Here is a 17,291-nt window from a genome sequence, read left to right on the forward strand (position 1 = left end):
CAGTTTACTATCTTATATTTGAAGGAGTTGTTTCCATGACAACGAAAAATCAACCATTGCGTAATCAAATCGCCTTAGTCGCAGGAGCGACTCGAGGAGCGGGACGCGCGATTGCGGTCGAACTCGGCCGTGCTGGAGCAACGGTTTATGTGACAGGACGTTCGACCAGGGCGAAACGATCGCCGATGAACCGACCAGAGACGATTGAGGAAACTGCTGAACTTGTTACGGAAGCAGGGGGCAAAGGCATCGCAGTCTGCATGGATCATACGAAGGAAGAGGATGTTGTGGCGCTGTTCAATCAAATTAAGAGTGAGCAGCAAGGACGTCTGGACGTTCTAGTCAATGATCTCTGGGGAGGGGACCCGCTTACCGAATGGGGCAAAGGCTTCTGGGAGACCCCGCTTGCAAACGGATTGTTGATTCAGAAACAAGCTGTCCACTCTCATATCATGACCGCTTATTATGCAGCTCCATTGATGGTCGAACGCAAGGCTGGTCTTATTGTAGAAATCACAGATGGCGTCGGCTATCACTATCGGGGTAACTTGTACTATAGTCTGGCCAAAATCGGAGTTTCCCATTTGGCGCAAGGGATGGCGGCAGATCTGAAACCTCACGGTGTGACAGCTCTTGCGGTAACGCCGGGCTTCCTTCGATCGGAAGCGATGTTGGAGTATTTCGGGGTGCAGGAGGAGAATTGGCGGGATGCTGCGGAGCAGGACATCCATTTCCTACAGTCCGAGACCCCTTACTTCGTTGCTCAGGGGATAGCTGCACTCGCTGCTGATCCGCAGGTGGCGGAGAAATCCGGGCAACTGCTCAGTTCCTGGTCTTTGTCCGACGATTACGGCTTCATCGATATCGATGGGCGTAGTCCACATTGGGGAAGGTACGCTGAGGAGAATGGATTCTGAGTTGTGGCTAAATCAGCTACGACCAGTGTACGCTTGCAGATGCGAAATAGGCTTGTTCAATTCAGGACCGCTCGTTAAGTTGGTTTGTGAAATGAGGCCATACGCGACATTCGGTTTACTGAAAGCGCCACGGTCATCAATAATCTTCTTGCTGCGATCATAGAAATCTTTGGGAATACCGTTGTAGTAAGCGCGTGTGTATTTATCGTACTTCTGAGCAATCTGTAGCAAATTATTAGAAACGTCAGGGAGGTTGTCCACTTTGGCTTGTTCAGTCGCCTGTTTAAATCCATCCTTAATCGTATAATGCTTGTCAAGAATATAAGCAGCGAGGTCTGCGACATCATCGGATAAAATTTTATCCATAAAGCCTAAGAGTTGTTTCATCTTGGCCTCAGGCACCGTTTTCCGAATGACGTACATACCGAAGTTCCCCGGATCTTGCGCGGTACTTTCTCGTCGTATGCTTCTTGAGCCATTCAGCTTATATTCGAACCAACTATCAAGAAAATATCACCCGGGAAATAATTGCGGATTATGTTGCAATGTCCCCAGGTTATTTATCCATTACTTTTAAGAAGCATAAAGGGTTAAGTTTAATCGAATATGTGACCAAAATCAGGTTGGATCGGGCGAAATTTTTGCTGAAAAGTACGAAGCTGCCAGTTAAACAACTCGCGAAGGACTGCGGGTTCACGGACTCCTTCTATTTCTCGCAGATTTTCTCTAGAGATACAGGAATGAATCCACGGGACTACAGAAACGCTTAGTGCGGCTGATACACACGGAATAAGGCGACACCGGGAGCTTCTAGTTGAAGCCAGGATGGCGCTTCTTCTCATGAAAAAATAATAGGATTGACATTCATGGTATGGTATGCAAGTACTTGACTGCCATGTGCTATATTAATATAACCACACTTAGGAGGCATCTCATGTTTCAGCAAATGAATCAGACTTATTCAGGAGTTCACTTTGGTACACAAGATTTAAGATACGGCGAGCTGATCAGTTGCCTATTTGATGGATGCTCGTTTGCGAACGGTTCTTTAGAGGAAATTAATACCAGTCATTGTCGCTTTATTGCCTGTGACTTTCGCGGAGCTTCGTTAAATGGCTCTCTACATAAAGAATCCGCATTTGAAAATTGTAGCTTTAACGGTGCCAATCTGTTTGTTACCAAATTCGATAATTGTAAAATGATGGGATCAGATTTTTCCAACGCGAATTTAGATGGGATTACGATTTATCGCGGGGATTGGTCTTACACGAATTTGAGGCATAGCCGATTGATCAGACAGGATTTGCGTGGGGTGAAATTTCATGAAGCAGATTTCTCCGGATCCAATTTGGAAAAAGCTGATTTAAGAGACAGTGATCTGACCATGGCTATCCTCGCCAAAGCCAATTTACAAGGCGCTGATGTCAGAGGAGCCCAAATGGCTGGCGTAGATTTCAAATCATTAACCATTTCGGGCATGCGAATGGATCGAGAGCAAGCTGTCTTATTCACGATTTCTCATGGAGCCAAGATAAATGGTTGATCCCTTTATGGTATAATGTCTGTGTGCAAGAGGGAGGGGATATGACGAATGGCGATCTTTCAATACAATCAGGAACGTTTATATCGGAAGGATCCGGATCTACATTTGTTGTATTGGGGCAAAGAGGATTGTAAACCTGGTCATACCGTAGGGCCAGGGGTTCGTGATTTGTACAAGATTCATTTTATTCATAAAGGTACGGGACTTGTCCGAATTGGAAATGAGACACATCAGTTGAATCCGGGGCAAGGATTTCTTATTTATCCGCATGTGATTAGTTATTATGAAGCGGATGAGGCTGAGCCTTGGACGTATTCATGGATTGGCTTCCAAGGAGTACAAGTGGAATCGATCTTATCACGAACAAGATTATCGCCGGAGCAGCCCGTTTTTCCGATGGATCGGAGAGTCATGCCGAGCATGTATGAACAATTAACGGAAGCGAATGCGCATGCCCATAGCGCTGACTTACAGCTTAAAGTCATCTTATATGAATTTATGACGGCACTGGTTGAAGCGGCTCCCGCCTCTTCGATGGGGGATGTATTTCCTAATAAATGGGATAGCTATATGATCCAAGCTATGGAATTTATTCATGCTCATTATAATGAGTCTATTTCGATCGAGGGGCTTGCTGCACTTCTGAAGCTGGATCGTAAATATTTTTCAGCTATTTTCAAAGAGGCGACAGGGCTGCCTCCCCAGCAATATCTCCTGCAATATAGGATGAATAAAGCAAGTGAATTACTGGAGAAGAGCAACTATGCCATAGGGGAAATTGCGAACTCGGTCGGGTATCAGGATCAATTGATCTTCTCCAAAATGTTTAAGCGAGTAAAAGGCGTATCCCCGAAACAATTTCGGAATCAGACATATAAGAACGCCTGATATTTGCCGAAGTTTGCGTGTGCTTATGAATTCAAAATCCCATCGATCAGGTTTAATTCCTCTTGGGTAAATGTAGGAACCTTCAAGGCATCAACCGCATCTTCAATTTGGCTGACTTTACTTGCACCGATAAGAGCTGATGTGACACGACCACCGCGCAACACCCACGCTAGTGCCATCTGAGACATTTTCTGGCCACGTTCAGCAGCAAGTGTGTTTAATTGTCTAACCTTCGAAATTCTTTCTTCATTGATATCGGATTCTTTAAGGAATACGCTTGAGCTTGCAGCTCGTGAATCAGGAGCGATACCGTTCAAATAACGATCTGTAAGAATCCCTTTGAACAAGGGTGAAAAGGCAATCGAACCGATTCCCTCCTCTTCCAAAACATCCTGAAGACCATCCTCAATCCAACGGTTCATCATGGAATAACTCGGTTGATGAATCACACAAGGCGTCCCCAGTCGCTTCAAGATACGGGATGCTTCTTTTGCTTCTTCAGGTTTATAGTTAGAAATACCAACATATAACGCTTTGCCTTGTTGAACGATTTGATGCAAGGCAGCCATCGTTTCTTCAAGCGGTGTATTCGGATCTGGACGGTGATGATAGAAGATGTCGACATAGTCCACTTGCATCCGCTTCAAGCTTTGATCCAAGCTGGCAATCAAGTTCTTCTTGGAACCCCACTCCCCATAAGGCCCCGGCCACATGTAGTATCCCGCTTTCGTCGAAATGATAAGTTCGTCTCGATAAGCAGCGAGGTCACCTTTCAGCATCTTCCCGAACATTTCTTCAGCTGAACCAGGCGGCGGTCCGTAATTATTCGCTAAATCGAAATGCGTAATCCCCAAATCAAACGCTCTCTTGAGCATCGTTCTCCCATTCTCAAACGTGTCAATCCCGCCGAAATTATGCCAAAGTCCTAACGAAATGGCTGGCAGCAACAGGCCGCTGCGACCACTCCGGTTATAAGTCATGGAATCATATCTGGACGTACTAGCTGAATAAATCATCTTTGAACCTCCTAATGGTGTGAATAAGTTTCATTCTAGAGAGATTTGATTCATAAGACAATGTTCATAAGGATGTTGTTTATGTCCTAATGTCTGCACAAAATGTTATATTGCAACTTTGATGAAGAGAGGCTACAATTTTTAGTAAATTCGTTTGCGGACTGGATGGTGAGCTTGGTTTGAAAATGCCTTTCATATTACGTCTTTTCAATAGTCGCAAAAGCGCACTTTCAACGATCATCGCCTCCAATTTATTTATCTTATTGATACCGCTTGCAATGGGTCTTTTTCTGTACGCGAAGGTGGAACAAAGCCTGGAGAAGAGCTCGACAAGATCCAATGTGGCCATGCTTGAGCAGCTGAAACTGTCACTCGATAACAAGCTATCGGAAGTGGATACGTTAATGCGCCAAGTCGTATTTGATCCGAAGCTGGATTACATGCTTAGAATTCCTGCCAATTCGACGGATACGGATAAATATGAGTTTATCCAATTCATGCGGGACAAGATGAGTAAATATCACAGTATGACCAGCAGCTTCATTTTAGATTACTACGTGTATTTCGCAAGCAGTGATTCGATTGTCAAATCGGATTTGGTGACGAACTCTCGTACCTTTTATTCCCTCTACTATTCCTATAAGAACATGTCATACGAAGGTTGGCGTCAGCTTCTAGATCAGGAGCATCGCATGTCCTACATGCCGCTCACTTCGGTATCCAATGGAGCGGAACAATCACCGAAAGATGTTATTACCTATATACAGTCACTTCCCATTCATTCACAATCTCAAAATCTGGGAAGCTTTATCGTATTGATTGACGTCGATCAGGTTAAGCAACTGTTTGCACAGATGGAATCGGCCAGCCATAGCTTAGTCTACATCATTGATGATGCGGGAAAAACCATTATGAGCAACAGTGAGACACCGTTTCCGTCTGACTTGCTGACTCGTATCCATGGCGGTACGGAACCATTTGATTACCGACTGGCGGGTGTAGATCAAGTCGTATCGTTTACTTCCTCGCAAAAAGCAGGATGGAAATACGTGTCCATTATGCCGGGCGATGTTTTCATGCAGCAGGTAAATCAAATTAAGAGTTGGTCAGTCGGTCTATTTATCCTCTGTTTGTTTTCCGGACTTATCGCGGTCAGCGTCGGAGTATATCGTACGTATAAACCACTTCAGAAAACCGTACATGCCATTATGTCTGGAAAAGAATTGATTAAGCGTCCTTTCTCGAATGAATACGAGTTTATCAGGCTAACCGTTGAAGGTTCTATCCATGAAGAGAAACATCTGCGAAGTACCTTGGCACAGCAAACACCTTTTATTCGAGCGAATTACTTGTCTCGCCTTCTGAATGGTCACATGGATGTAGATATTTCGGCAGCTAATGGAGAGTCGCTGCAGTTCATGGATTTGAAATATGTCAGTGACCGTTTTGCCGTTCTTATCGTGAAGATCGAGGATATTGATTTACTAGGTGAAAATGAGCAGCAATGGGCACATGCCAGATTTATCGCCTCGAATATTGGTACGGATCTCATCGCGACACATCATCGCGGATTTTCGCTGGAGCTCGACCGTGATCGTATTGCTCTTCTCATGAATCTATCGGCAAATCGGGAAAAATTCGCTGAGGCGGATATTCGGGAAATAGCTCATTCGCTCTTCACCATCACGTCACAACGCTTCCAAATTGGTATCACCATCGCCGTTGGTGGCATTCATGAAGGCCCTAAAGCTATTCGTGATTCGTATCCAGAAGCACTGGCAGCGCTTGAATATCGACTTATTCAGGGTACACATGCCATTATTTATTATCAGGATATTGTCGATGTGAAGCAGCATTATTATTATCCATTGGAAATCGAAATTCAGTTGATTAATTTTGTGCGCAGCGGCGATGCCGAAAATGTAGGGAAATTGCTCGATAAAATGTATTCGATGAATTTCGATGCCAATCAGATTACACCAGAGCTAGGCAAAGCTTTATTTTTCAATGTGACGAGTACGCTCTTGAAAATTATGAACGCGACGAATACGAATCAAGAAGAAGTGCTTGGTGCAGACTTTGATCCGATTAGAGAAGTATTCAGTTATCCAACGGCACAGGGGATGTATACGAAAACGAAGGAGTTATACGAAACGCTTACTCGTTCGTTTAATCTCGATCGTTCTGATCACAGTTTGATTAGACTTCAGGAAATCGTCCGTATTGTGCACGATAATCTAGATGACTCGAATTTGGGGGTTGCACAGATTGCTGAACGTATCCAGATGACACCACAATATTTGTCCACCTTCTTCAAAAAACAGCAAGGTCAGAATCTGCTGGATTACATCACAACGAAACGGATTCAACATGCGAAGCAGCTCATGCAGAACAAAGAACTGACAATTGTCCAAATCGCACAGAAGGTCGGATATAACAATGATGTCGTCTTCATCCGAGCGTTCAAGAAGCTTGAAGGTGTGACGCCAGGAAAATATCGTGAAACGAGCTTAGCGGAGAATACCGGCTCAGACACATAAAGAGCAGCCTTTAGGGGCTGCTTATTTGCATCAAAATAGCTACTGCCGATTTCTAATACGGACTGATGATTTCTCAGAACGCCTGTATTTCTTAGGAAAATACAATGGAAATGAGAACTAGGCAGTATTCATATTGGGACTAAAGAAGCATACTTGGGAACAGGTACTGAAGACGACGAGAACATCGGTGCCAATCAAGTTAAGCGTTGCTCATATTAAAGGGAGGCTAGAAAAATGAAGAAAAGATTAACACAAGTAGGATCTGTTGTATTGCTTTCTGCCCTAGTCATTTCAGTAACCGCATGCGGCGATGATACGAGCAGTTCTAGCTCATCGGCAACGCCGCAGTCAAGTGCAGAATCCCAGCCGCCCAAATTGACGAAATTAACGTATTGGGTAGCTAATCACTCCGCAGCCTCCGGTCAAATGAAAACGTACGCAGAAATGGGCATGTATAAGGAGCTCGAAAAAGCTACTGGGGTTAAGGTTGACTTCCAGCATCCACCGCTCGAGGTACCGCAAGCACAAGAACAATTCAACCTCATGATTGCGACAAATGAACTTCCGGACGTGATTGAAGCGAGTTGGGGAGCAACAAGTGGTGCCGTAATCCGTTATCCAGGCGGACCGGAGAAAGCGATTTTAGATAAGAAAATTATTAAGCTGAACGATCTCATCGATAAATATGCCCCGAACCTGAAGAAGCTGCTTGCGGCTCATCCGGATTGGAAAAAGCAGATATCAACAGATGAAGGAAGCATCTATGCGTTTCCGTTCTTACGTGGTGATGATAAAGTCAGAGTGTTTTTTGGACCCTCAATCCGTCAAGATTGGTTGGATAAGTTAGGCCTCAAGATGCCGACGACCATCGACGAGTGGTATACCGTGCTGAAAGCTTTTAAAGAAAAAGATCCAAATGGCAATGGCAAAGCGGATGAGATTCCAATCTATCTGGATAAAAATTTATTCTCAACCGATGCTCCTTTCCTTGGCGCATGGGGCATTAACTACAGCTTCTATCAAGATGGCGGCACAGTCAAATACGGTCCGATTCAGCCTGAATATAAGGAATTCCTCGCAACCATGAACAAATGGTACAAGGAAGGCTTACTGGATAAGGATTTCGCAGCTCCGAACGATAAATTATTTGATAACAAAATGACGACCAACCTCTTAGGTGCAACAGCGTCCTTCAATGGCGGAGGCATTGGGAAATATGCTGGTCTTATGAAGGATAAAGATCCTAAATTCGATTTGGAAGCGGCTCCCTATCCGGTATTGAAAGCTGGCGACAAAGCGATTTGGGGACAAAAGGATTTTGCCTATAACGGTGTTGGGGCAGCCATTTCGGCAGTAAACAAGAACCCAATCGAAACGGTGAAATGGCTCGATTACGCTTATGGGGAGAAGGGCGATCTGCTGTTCAACTATGGTGTGGAAGGTACGAGCTATAAGATGGAGAATGGCAAAGCAACCTTCTTACCAGAAATTTTGAACCCGCCAGCGGGAACGAGCATTCAGCAATCGATTGCCAAATATAATCGTGCCACCTGGAGTGCGCCTTTTGTCCTCAGCGATAATTTCCAAATGCAATATCTCGCGTTGCCACAGCAAAAGAAAGCCTTGGAGGTTTGGTCGAAACCAACAGCTGAGCGTAAGATCCCGCTCGTCTCTCCAACGCAGGATGAAAGCAGCAAATTTGCTTCGATCGTGACGGACATTCAGACGTATCAAGACGAAATGCTGTTGAAATTCATCATGGGCGTGGAACCGATTGATAACTTTGATTCCTATGTCAAAAAGATTAAGAGCATGGGCATTGACGATGCGATCAAAATCCAGCAAGGAGCTTTGGAGCGTTTCAATAAACGCTAAGGCAGGGTGTAACTGGGGATGAACGGGCGGTTAGGGTTTATCCCCTTTTTCTAATTAGAGACACTGAATGAAAGGGTAGGGGAAACGATGAGGCAAAGCCATGCACCTATAGAGGCCATAAAGACAACGAAAACCTATCGCAATCCGACTGTTCTGGAAACCATACGTAGGGATTTGAAACGGCATTGGTCCATTTATGTCATGGCCATTCCTGTTATTGCGTATTATTTGATTTTTCATTATGGACCGATGTACGGATTGCAAATTGCGTTTAAAGACTTCTCCCCAGCGAAAGGGATTTTGGGAAGCCCATGGGTGGGCTTTAAACATTTCGAGAGCTTTTTTAACGGAATTTACTTTTGGCGATTAATCAAGAATACCATCTTAATTAACCTTTACGATTTGTTGTTCGGCTTCCCTGCAGCGATCGTTCTCGCGTTATTGCTCAACGAAATCCGCCATAGCGTGTTTAAAAGAGTCGTGCAGTCTATCTCCTATTTGCCGCATTTCATCTCGATTGTTGTAGTGGCGGGGATGATGATTGATTTTCTAAGCCGTAATGGACTCATAAATCAAATCCTGGGCAGCTTTGGCATTGAATCGATTGATTTTTTGCAAAAAGAAGGCTGGTTCCGCTTTCTGTTCGTTTCCTCTGGCATCTGGCAAGGCATTGGCTGGGGTTCCATCGTGTATTTGGCGGCCATGTCTACCATTGATCCAACGCTGTATGAAGCAGCTAGGATGGATGGCGCAAACCGCTGGAAGCAGACGCTGCATATTACGATTCCAGGCATCATGCCAACGATCGTTATCTTATTTATTTTGCAAATGGGGAATATGCTGACGGTTGGCAGTGAAAAGGTGCTCCTGTTGTACAATCCACTGACCTACGGAACAGCAGACGTGATTTCGACCTATGTGTACCGCAAAGGGGTACTAGAAGCAAGTTATAGCTTTACAGCAGCTGTGGGTCTGTTCAACTCGGTGATCAGCTTTATTCTGATTGTAACGGCCAATAGCTTTGTTAAGCGGATTAGTGAGAACAAACTGTGGTAAGGAGATTTGCATATGAAACTAACCCGTGGAGAGCGTACATTCGGCTACTTCAACATATTATTCATGCTCATACTTTGCGCGGTCACCTTATATCCATTCTTGTATGTGGCACTTGCTTCGCTTAGTGATGCGACATCCCTGCTGCAGCAACGCGGTATTATGCTCAAGCCAGCAGGCTTTGATCTGGGTGCCTATAAAGCCGTTTTCGAGAACCCGATGATCGTGAAAGGGTATCAGAACACGCTCGTATACGTGTTTCTCGGTACGGCGATAAACCTACTTATGACGGCAATTGGCGCTTACGTATTGTCCAGGCCAAATCTCTATTTTAAAAATATCATCATGTTCTTTATTGTCGTGACAATGGTGTTCCATGGGGGACTTATTCCGAGTTACCTGCTCGTGAACGATCTCGGCATGATGAATACCATGTGGGCTATTCTCATTCCAGGTGCGATCAACACGTTTAATATGATTATAATGCGTACTTCTTTTCAAGGCATCCCGGTCAGTTTGGAGGAATCCGCTAGAATGGATGGCGCAGGAGATTGGAAGATTCTATTCCGAATTGTCATCCCGCTTTCGATGCCGGTCATTGCTGTCATGATCTTGTGGTATGCCGTAGGGCATTGGAATTCCTACTTTAACGCGCTGATCTATCTGCGCAATAGGGAAGCCTATCCCCTCCAGTTAGTGCTCCGTGAAATTCTGATTTCCAACAATACGGATTCGATGATGTCAGGGGGAGGCGACGACAAATATGCGATCGGAGAAACCATTAAGTATGCTGCGATCATGGTCTCGACGCTACCAATCATCTGTTTGTATCCGTTTCTTCAGAAGTATTTTGTTCAAGGCGTCATGATTGGAGCCATTAAGGAATAGATACACGTCGTATCACCACGATAGAAAGACAGAAGGAGAGATCTGTGTGAGAGGCGTTACATTCGAGAATGCGCCGAGCAGCTGGAACGAGGCTTTACCGATTGGCAACGGACATTTTGGAGGCATGGCCTATTTCGAGGATAACAAGCTGACGCTAGCGCTGAATCATTATGAGGTTTATTATCAGAAGCTCCATCGTTATAGTCAGAAGTACCGAAAGGGGGAAGTGCCTGATTTCTCACTCCAATATGGACGGACTTTTGAAGAACTGAGCGCGCTGGCTGCAGAAAGGTATCGTGATCCTGAGCAGAACCCCGTATTTCTATATGGGGATGCGTTATCTGACAATAGTATGTATAGAAAATATGGCAAATCCTCTGGTGGAACATCGCACTACCCAACTGGTGAGATAGGGCTCTTTCCTTCGGAGAATCTGGCAGAACCTGATCATTACTCCCTTGGGCTTGATTTGGAAAAGGCCGTTATTCACTTGCGAGTGGAGAAAGACCTCGATCAGCTAGACGTGAAGACGAGAATCGCTCAGGATGGCGACTTGGTCATTACGGAAATCAAGCAGACAGCGTCATCCTTGTTGCAATCCGTTGCGATGTCCGTCCCACAAGGGAGATATGTGGATATGCAAGTGGGGTATCATGGTCTGGATGAGGAGACCTTCTACTACCAAGGCAGTTTTTATCCCGATGGTGAGGATAGGGAACAATATGAACCCTTCACGTTCATCGTAATGATGAAGATGATTGGAGCCAAAGGCCGAATCGATAGTTCAACGGCTTCCCTCCGAATTGTACTTGAGGATGCCGAGGAAAACATAACCTTGCTTACAACGGTGGTGACGGAGGAGGAAACGAAGGATCTGCTTCTTACTGCTCAGAGGAGACTGGATGAGGCGTCAACCCAGGTGGAGGAACGGATTGTCCATCATCAAGATTATTGGCGCAGCTTCTGGTCGCGTTCCTCCATTCATTTGCCGGATAAAATGGTGGAAGAACTCTGGTATATCAATTTATATGCAATCGCTTGCTGCAGTGGAAAAGGCGGCAGGATGCGCGAGCAAGCATGCGGATTGAACGGATTATGGGATATTAAACAGCCGACCAAGTGGGGCAGCATGTGGTATTGGGATGTGAATATTCAAGCGGCGTTTTGGCCGCTTTATACGGCTAATCACCTCGAAGTTGCGGAAGTTTTCAATGAAGGACTGCTATCCTACGTTGATCTAGCGTCACAGATGTCGAAGGAGTTTCATGGTCTGGAAGGTATTGCCGGAGATTATCCGCATGCGCTGTATGTCAGCATCTGGCCATGGTGTGCGCAGTTCCTGTGGGACTACTATCGATACAGTATGGACTATGAATTCCTTAAGGATAAGGCGTACCCGTTATTTAAGGGGATTGCACGTTTTTTCGAAGGCTATTTGCAGGTGAATCCGAAGTCAGGACTTTATGAGATATTTCCGGATATTTCGCCAGAACAGGGGCCTTTGACCCGAAACTCAACCTGCAGTCTATCGACAGTCAAATATGTGTTGAAAATAGCTGTTGAAGCGAATGCGTTACTTGGTGAAAATGAGGCCGATAAGCTGAAGTGGAAACAATTGATAGACAATTTGGCGCCTTATCCAACGGCTGATTCCAAGCGTTATGGGGATGTCCTGCGGGATTCTGAATGGGCACCCGTTGATTTGCATTTGCGGCATCCTTCGCTGCTTATGCCGATTTATCCGATTGGAGAAATCAATAAAGACAGTGAGTTTTCGTTGAAGAAAAGAGCAGAGAATACGCTTCGTTATGCGGAACATCAGACGGAATATGGCATGTTTCAGTTCGGGTGGCTTTCCTGTGCTGCCTCAAGATTGGGCAAGGGCAATACGGCACTTAGACTGCTGTATGAGCAAGGCATTGACTTGTCACTCCGCAGCAACGGTCTGTTTGCAGAAGAAACCGAACGTTGGATGAACTACTGCAACATCACGAATGAACCCATGTACCATCCACACATGATGGAGGCATCGGGAGAAATGGTAGCTGCAGTGAACGAAATGCTGCTGCAGAGCTATCAAGGGGTGATCGAGGTGTTCCCGGCATTGCCTTCAGGCGAGCCTGAACCGGAACGGACGATTGGTTTATATGACCATGTGGTAGAGACGAAGGTAAAGCAATATGAGAAATGGAGCAACTGCTCTTTTCGGGGATTATTGGCCGTTGGCGCTTTTGAAGTGAGTGCTGAAATGAAGGACGGTCGCACGACTTGGGTCACGATTCGAAGTAAGGCAGGGAACAAGGTTGTTATGCGCAACCCATTTGATGCGAATAAACAAATCGTAGTTTCATGCAAAGTCGGTTCAACGTGGCGTACCATGGATGCCGTTCAGGAAAATGAGCGCATTTCATTTGAGACAGAGCAGGGAGCAGAGTATGCCATATATCCGGTGTTGGCATCTTTCCAACCTGAGCTCTATGCAGCGGAGTCTACTTGCCTAACGGTGAAGAAGAATGATCCCTTGGTTCATGTAGCCCATACCCATCGACGAGTATTCCTTGGCAAAAACAGAGACACGCAGCACGACAGAATGCTTGACCATTTTACTTTTGACTATTATTCAGGCAATTATCGAGAATCCAGATTGGCTGCCTATCGGCTTGATTTTGGTGTAGCCTCTCATGTTTTGGAGAAAGATTACACGAAAGTGTTGCCAAGACAGGTCCATATGGAGGGCGTTCTCGGTCAAACGTTTCGTAAAATAACGCCAGAAACCGTGTTTCAACCGTACACAGGGATCGGATGGGAAAGCAGAGATCATCTACATGCAATGGATCGTGAAGTACCTGATGAGCTGCGCAGAGACTTCATTGGGGGAACGTGCGATGCCACTTTTATCGTAGAGCTTCCGAAGGGACGTTATGATGTGCTATTCGTAACTGGGGATCAGAGGGAACCCACCTATACGGAGATTGAGATCGTCCAGCACAGCAGATGGAAGCCCGAATTGGCATTGAAAGCCGGACAATTTGCCACAGAGATATTGCCTATCACCCAGAGAAAGGACGGGTATGTGAGAATTAAATTTAACAGCTGCAACGGTATGGCGTGGCGAGTAAACGTGTTGATTATCAATAAAAATTACACGTACTTATAAAAGAAATTTCTGAAAGGGGGGTGAGTTATTTCTGATGTAGGTCAAGTGGTTGTTGCGGGGCAAATATGAATATCATGGAGGTTACGGTATGCGTGTTCATAAGAAAGTGAAATTAACAAGATCACTTGCTATTCTGACATTGCTAACGGTTCAAGCAGTAGGGGGGGGACAGACAGCTTCTGCTGCGACAGAGAAATTCCCAACGTATGTACAGAATACAGCCGTTCCAAGTCTCACATCGGGCAGAGCAGATATTGCTGGCTCTGCGTTCGTCGACAAAGACGGGGATTTTCACTGGATGTATTCACTAGCCGACTACTCAGCATCGGACAGCGGGGGATCGTGGATTAAATACAATACGAATACAGACATGGGAAGCCTAAACACGAATTGGGGTACGACAACCATTTATAATTCGTATTGGAATCGACCGGGAACCTTCAACTATAAGATAGACGAAACCTATGGTATTCCAACGCCATACCAAGATGACCATAATGATGGCATTGGCGTCTGGATTGATCCGGATACAGGTTACTGGTATGCATTGATCAATGATGAATATCAATTCTCGCCATTTGCGACGAATAACCCGACGAACAATGAGCGGATTGCCACGGGTATCCACAACAATCGGGTTCTATCCACCTACTCGACAGATAAAGGAGCTACCTGGCAGTTAATTGGGCAGGTTGCGACTTCGCCATGGAACGATAGCAATGAAGCCGCAACCAGTACGAACTTTCCTGGCACGACTTGGTCATATGGTGTGGCAGGCACTCGTTTTTTTGTCGATAATGTCAATGGTTACTTCTATGCTCTCTACAACAATCACATTAATTGGAAACCTGGCTACAGCAACATTCTTACTTACTTCAGTCTGGCCCGCTCTCCAATCTCTGCCAAAATGGCGGAAGGCTCTTGGGATGTATGGTATAACGGGACATGGACCCGATCCGCACTGAAAGGTTATGCAGGTTGGATTGGAAGTCCAATGGGTGCTGGTAGTGATCATAATCTGACCGTCAATTATACACCAGCTACAGACAGTCTGACTTTAACAGGTACGGGCATGGACGGTTCCGCCTTAAATATCACCTATACGAAGCTAACAAGCAGTGGAGATTTCACCTTCCAAGATCTCGCAGGCAACACTTATACGGCCAATAAGACCAATGGAACAATTAAAAATGCGAGCGGTACCAGCATTCCTTCAGTCTCCTACTCAGATCCAGCACTGGATGCTACAATAACCGTTTATATTAAAAACAGCCAAGTTTGGATTGACCAAGAAAACAACTCCACAGGATACCTGACTTCCATTCAAGCCGGATCAAGCGGCAATGCCGTATTCAAAAATACGGCGACGCAACGATTGTTCCTTCCAGTCAATACACAATACCAAAATGCCTTCTCCTATAATGCCTATAGTGGCAAATACCGCTCTGTCGGCTATGACGGGTACGTTTACGAGACGGATGATTTAGGTAAACCAGACACATTCAAAGTGGTAGGTAAACTTCCTTCAACGGTAGGGAGCTATTTGTCTCAACTCGACACAGGCAGTCTGACTAATCAACAAGTGAGCGGGTATTCCTTCCGAACAATTTCCGATTTATCGGGTTCTCAGAAAAATTATACGACAGCGGTACCTAGTGCAGGACAGTCGTACTACTCAGCATATAACTCACCAAAAGATCAGAATGGTACGGCGATTTCGACGTCTGCAGCTTATACCATCGCCATAGGCGGAAATACTCTCCAAGATGGAACCGCTGGGCAGTGGCAATTCGTTCCTGTTCCTGATGAATTTGATGCTTCCAAGAACAGCGGGTTTTATCGCTTACAGAACATCTCCACAGGTAAGTATTTGAAGGTGGCCGGGTCAACGGCGCCAGCAACACGGGCGATGGGTTCGACGGTGATTACTGGTGCAGCCGATGCCAATGCCAATCCAAGCGGAAATGGTGGCAATGGCGCAGCAAGCGGCAGTGATCAATGGTATCTTTTGCCTGTCGGAAACGCAACACCTGCCTATCTCACACCATCTTCCTCTGCCTCCACGATCGCAGCGGCAACGAATACGAGTCTGAATGGGCTAACGACGTATCGACTGGTTAACCGAGCAAGTGCACTTGGTGTGGAGTTTTCTTCAGGTCAAGCAAGCATTCAGAGTATCAAATTTGGTGGAAGTAACCCGCAAGCGATGAGCATCACCCCAGTTGCATCAAATCCAAATTTGCCATTGATGCCAACAGGGTTAAGCGCAACGGCGGCCAATATGTCTCAGATCAACGTCAGCTGGAATAATGTCACAGGCGCTACCGGGTATGACCTGATCGTCGATGGCGCAGTGGTTAGTAACGTAAGCAGTCCCTATGCACATACAGGTCTGACGGATGGTTCCACACACACGTATACGGTAAGGGCCAAGAATAGCCAAGGCTCGAGTATGTGGAGTTCAACTGTAAGTGCAACTACAGGTACAGGCATTGTCTCACAAGGCAAGACAACGACGGCAAGCTCTTTTCAAACGGGCAATGAGGTAAGTAATGCCAATGACGGGAACACGACATCAACCCGATGGGCAGCGGTTACGAATACGTATCCGCAGTGGTGGAAGGTTGATTTAGGCAGCTCCATGCCAATTTCCAAACTCGAAAGCCACTGGTACAACAGCTCGTCCTATCCAAGATCCTACCAGTATAAAATAGAAGGAAGTCATGATGATGTGACGTATACAACGATCCTTGACCGGAGTAGTAATACGACACAAGGTTTAACGACAGATACATTCAATGCCACTTACAGATATGTCAGGGTTACTGTAACAGGCTCCAGTTACAGCGGTGGTAGTGCTTCCGCCTATGAATTCAGAGTATTTGAAGGCACAAACCCAACAGGGCAAGTTGTTTCACAGAGTAAGACAACGACGGCAAGCTCCGTCCAAACTGGTTATGATGTAAGCAATGCCAACGACGGAAACACAACGACAACTCGGTGGGCAGCTGTCACCAACACGTATCCGCAGTGGTGGAAAGTAGATCTCGGAAGCAGCATGGCGCTTACGAAGCTTGAAAGCTACTGGTACAACAGTACGACCTATCCAAGGTCATACGCCTACAAAATTGAAGGAAGCAATGACGATGTGACCTATACAACCATCCTTGATCGAACAAGTAATACAACGCAAGGCTTGACCACAGATACCTATAGTGCCACTTACAGATATGTCAAAGTTACCGTCATAGGCTCTACTTACACTGGTGGAAGTGCTTCGGCCTATGAGTTCAAGGTGTATAATTAATAAAGCTGCATTCCCGACACGAAACGAATTGAAAAGAAGAGGCTGTCTCAAAAGTCAATTTTGACTTTTGAAATAGCCTCTTTTTTCGTTAATGTCCGATGAGTAAT

The 17,291-nt window shown here is 45.6% G+C and carries 12 protein-coding genes; 10 read left to right on the forward strand and 2 right to left on the reverse strand.

Annotation, left to right across the window (positions count from 1 at the left end):
* Window positions 1-35 precede the first annotated feature (35 nt).
* Window positions 36-917 (forward strand): SDR family oxidoreductase, encoded by an 882-nt coding sequence (locus ACSQ8O_RS14635; protein WP_436242278.1) that lies wholly within the window; start codon window positions 36-38, stop codon window positions 915-917.
* 12 nt (window positions 918-929) lie between these two features.
* Here the strand turns inward: ACSQ8O_RS14635 and ACSQ8O_RS14640 are convergent, their stop codons facing one another.
* Entirely contained in the window at window positions 930-1,340 is a 411-nt protein-coding gene (locus ACSQ8O_RS14640; RefSeq protein ID WP_436242279.1) for a hypothetical protein, read from the reverse strand.
* A 47-nt stretch (window positions 1,341-1,387) separates the two neighbouring features.
* On the opposite strand from ACSQ8O_RS14640, the gene ACSQ8O_RS14645 reads away from it, so the two are divergent.
* The 3 genes from ACSQ8O_RS14645 (at window position 1,388) to ACSQ8O_RS14655 (ending at window position 3,348) form a co-directional block, all read left to right on the forward strand.
* Window positions 1,388-1,687, forward strand: coding sequence for a helix-turn-helix transcriptional regulator (locus ACSQ8O_RS14645; protein ID WP_436242280.1), 300 nt, complete (start codon window positions 1,388-1,390; stop codon window positions 1,685-1,687).
* A 164-nt stretch (window positions 1,688-1,851) separates the two neighbouring features.
* Entirely contained in the window at window positions 1,852-2,460 is a 609-nt protein-coding gene (locus ACSQ8O_RS14650; protein ID WP_436242281.1) for a pentapeptide repeat-containing protein, read from the forward strand.
* Window positions 2,461-2,508: 48 nt separating this feature from the next.
* Complete coding sequence (locus ACSQ8O_RS14655; RefSeq protein ID WP_436242282.1) at window positions 2,509-3,348, forward strand: AraC family transcriptional regulator; 840 nt, start codon at window positions 2,509-2,511, stop codon at window positions 3,346-3,348.
* 23 nt (window positions 3,349-3,371) lie between these two features.
* On the opposite strand, the gene ACSQ8O_RS14660 is transcribed toward ACSQ8O_RS14655, so the two are convergent.
* Window positions 3,372-4,364, reverse strand: a complete 993-nt coding sequence (locus ACSQ8O_RS14660) for an aldo/keto reductase (protein ID WP_436242283.1) — start codon at window positions 4,362-4,364, stop codon at window positions 3,372-3,374.
* Window positions 4,365-4,549: 185 nt separating this feature from the next.
* Between ACSQ8O_RS14660 and ACSQ8O_RS14665 the strand changes: the two genes are divergently transcribed.
* The 6 genes from ACSQ8O_RS14665 (at window position 4,550) to ACSQ8O_RS14690 (ending at window position 17,184) form a co-directional block, all read left to right on the forward strand.
* Window positions 4,550-6,904 carry a helix-turn-helix domain-containing protein gene (locus ACSQ8O_RS14665; protein WP_436242943.1) on the forward strand — a complete coding sequence of 785 codons (2,355 nt, stop codon included), beginning with the start codon at window positions 4,550-4,552 and terminating at the stop codon, window positions 6,902-6,904.
* 234 nt (window positions 6,905-7,138) lie between these two features.
* Window positions 7,139-8,779 (forward strand): extracellular solute-binding protein, encoded by a 1,641-nt coding sequence (locus ACSQ8O_RS14670; RefSeq protein ID WP_436242284.1) that lies wholly within the window; start codon window positions 7,139-7,141, stop codon window positions 8,777-8,779.
* Window positions 8,780-8,866: 87 nt separating this feature from the next.
* On the forward strand, window positions 8,867-9,835 hold the full coding sequence (locus ACSQ8O_RS14675; protein ID WP_436242285.1) for an ABC transporter permease: 969 nt from the start codon (window positions 8,867-8,869) through the stop codon (window positions 9,833-9,835).
* A gap of 12 nt (window positions 9,836-9,847) precedes the next feature.
* A complete protein-coding gene (locus ACSQ8O_RS14680; RefSeq protein ID WP_436242286.1) occupies window positions 9,848-10,720 on the forward strand; it encodes a carbohydrate ABC transporter permease in 873 nt (290 codons plus the stop codon).
* Between the two features lie 46 nt (window positions 10,721-10,766).
* Window positions 10,767-13,877 carry a glycosyl hydrolase family 95 catalytic domain-containing protein gene (locus tag ACSQ8O_RS14685; protein WP_436242287.1) on the forward strand — a complete coding sequence of 1,037 codons (3,111 nt, stop codon included), beginning with the start codon at window positions 10,767-10,769 and terminating at the stop codon, window positions 13,875-13,877.
* A gap of 88 nt (window positions 13,878-13,965) precedes the next feature.
* A complete protein-coding gene (locus ACSQ8O_RS14690) occupies window positions 13,966-17,184 on the forward strand; it encodes a galactose-binding domain-containing protein (RefSeq protein WP_436242288.1) in 3,219 nt (1,072 codons plus the stop codon).
* Window positions 17,185-17,291 lie beyond the last annotated feature (107 nt).

Source organism: Paenibacillus sp. LjRoot56 (assembly GCF_964253335.1).
Lineage (GTDB): Bacteria > Bacillota > Bacilli > Paenibacillales > NBRC-103111 > Paenibacillus_E > Paenibacillus_E allorhizoplanae.

What these genes read in the sequence shown, in the direction of transcription:
- ACSQ8O_RS14690 (WP_436242288.1), top strand. Translation starts at nt 13,966, where the DNA reads ATGCGTGTTCATAAGAAAGTGAAATTAACAAGATCACTTGCTATTCTG.
- ACSQ8O_RS14675 (WP_436242285.1), top strand. Translation starts at nt 8,867, where the DNA reads ATGAGGCAAAGCCATGCACCTATAGAGGCCATAAAGACAACGAAAACC.
- ACSQ8O_RS14650 (WP_436242281.1), top strand. Translation starts at nt 1,852, where the DNA reads ATGTTTCAGCAAATGAATCAGACTTATTCAGGAGTTCACTTTGGTACA.
- ACSQ8O_RS14635 (WP_436242278.1), top strand. Translation starts at nt 36, where the DNA reads ATGACAACGAAAAATCAACCATTGCGTAATCAAATCGCCTTAGTCGCA.
- ACSQ8O_RS14655 (WP_436242282.1), top strand. Translation starts at nt 2,509, where the DNA reads ATGGCGATCTTTCAATACAATCAGGAACGTTTATATCGGAAGGATCCG.
- ACSQ8O_RS14665 (WP_436242943.1), top strand. Translation starts at nt 4,550, where the DNA reads ATGCCTTTCATATTACGTCTTTTCAATAGTCGCAAAAGCGCACTTTCA.
- ACSQ8O_RS14660 (WP_436242283.1), bottom strand. Translation starts at nt 4,364, where the DNA reads ATGATTTATTCAGCTAGTACGTCCAGATATGATTCCATGACTTATAAC.
- ACSQ8O_RS14680 (WP_436242286.1), top strand. Translation starts at nt 9,848, where the DNA reads ATGAAACTAACCCGTGGAGAGCGTACATTCGGCTACTTCAACATATTA.
- ACSQ8O_RS14640 (WP_436242279.1), bottom strand. Translation starts at nt 1,340, where the DNA reads ATGTACGTCATTCGGAAAACGGTGCCTGAGGCCAAGATGAAACAACTC.
- ACSQ8O_RS14670 (WP_436242284.1), top strand. Translation starts at nt 7,139, where the DNA reads ATGAAGAAAAGATTAACACAAGTAGGATCTGTTGTATTGCTTTCTGCC.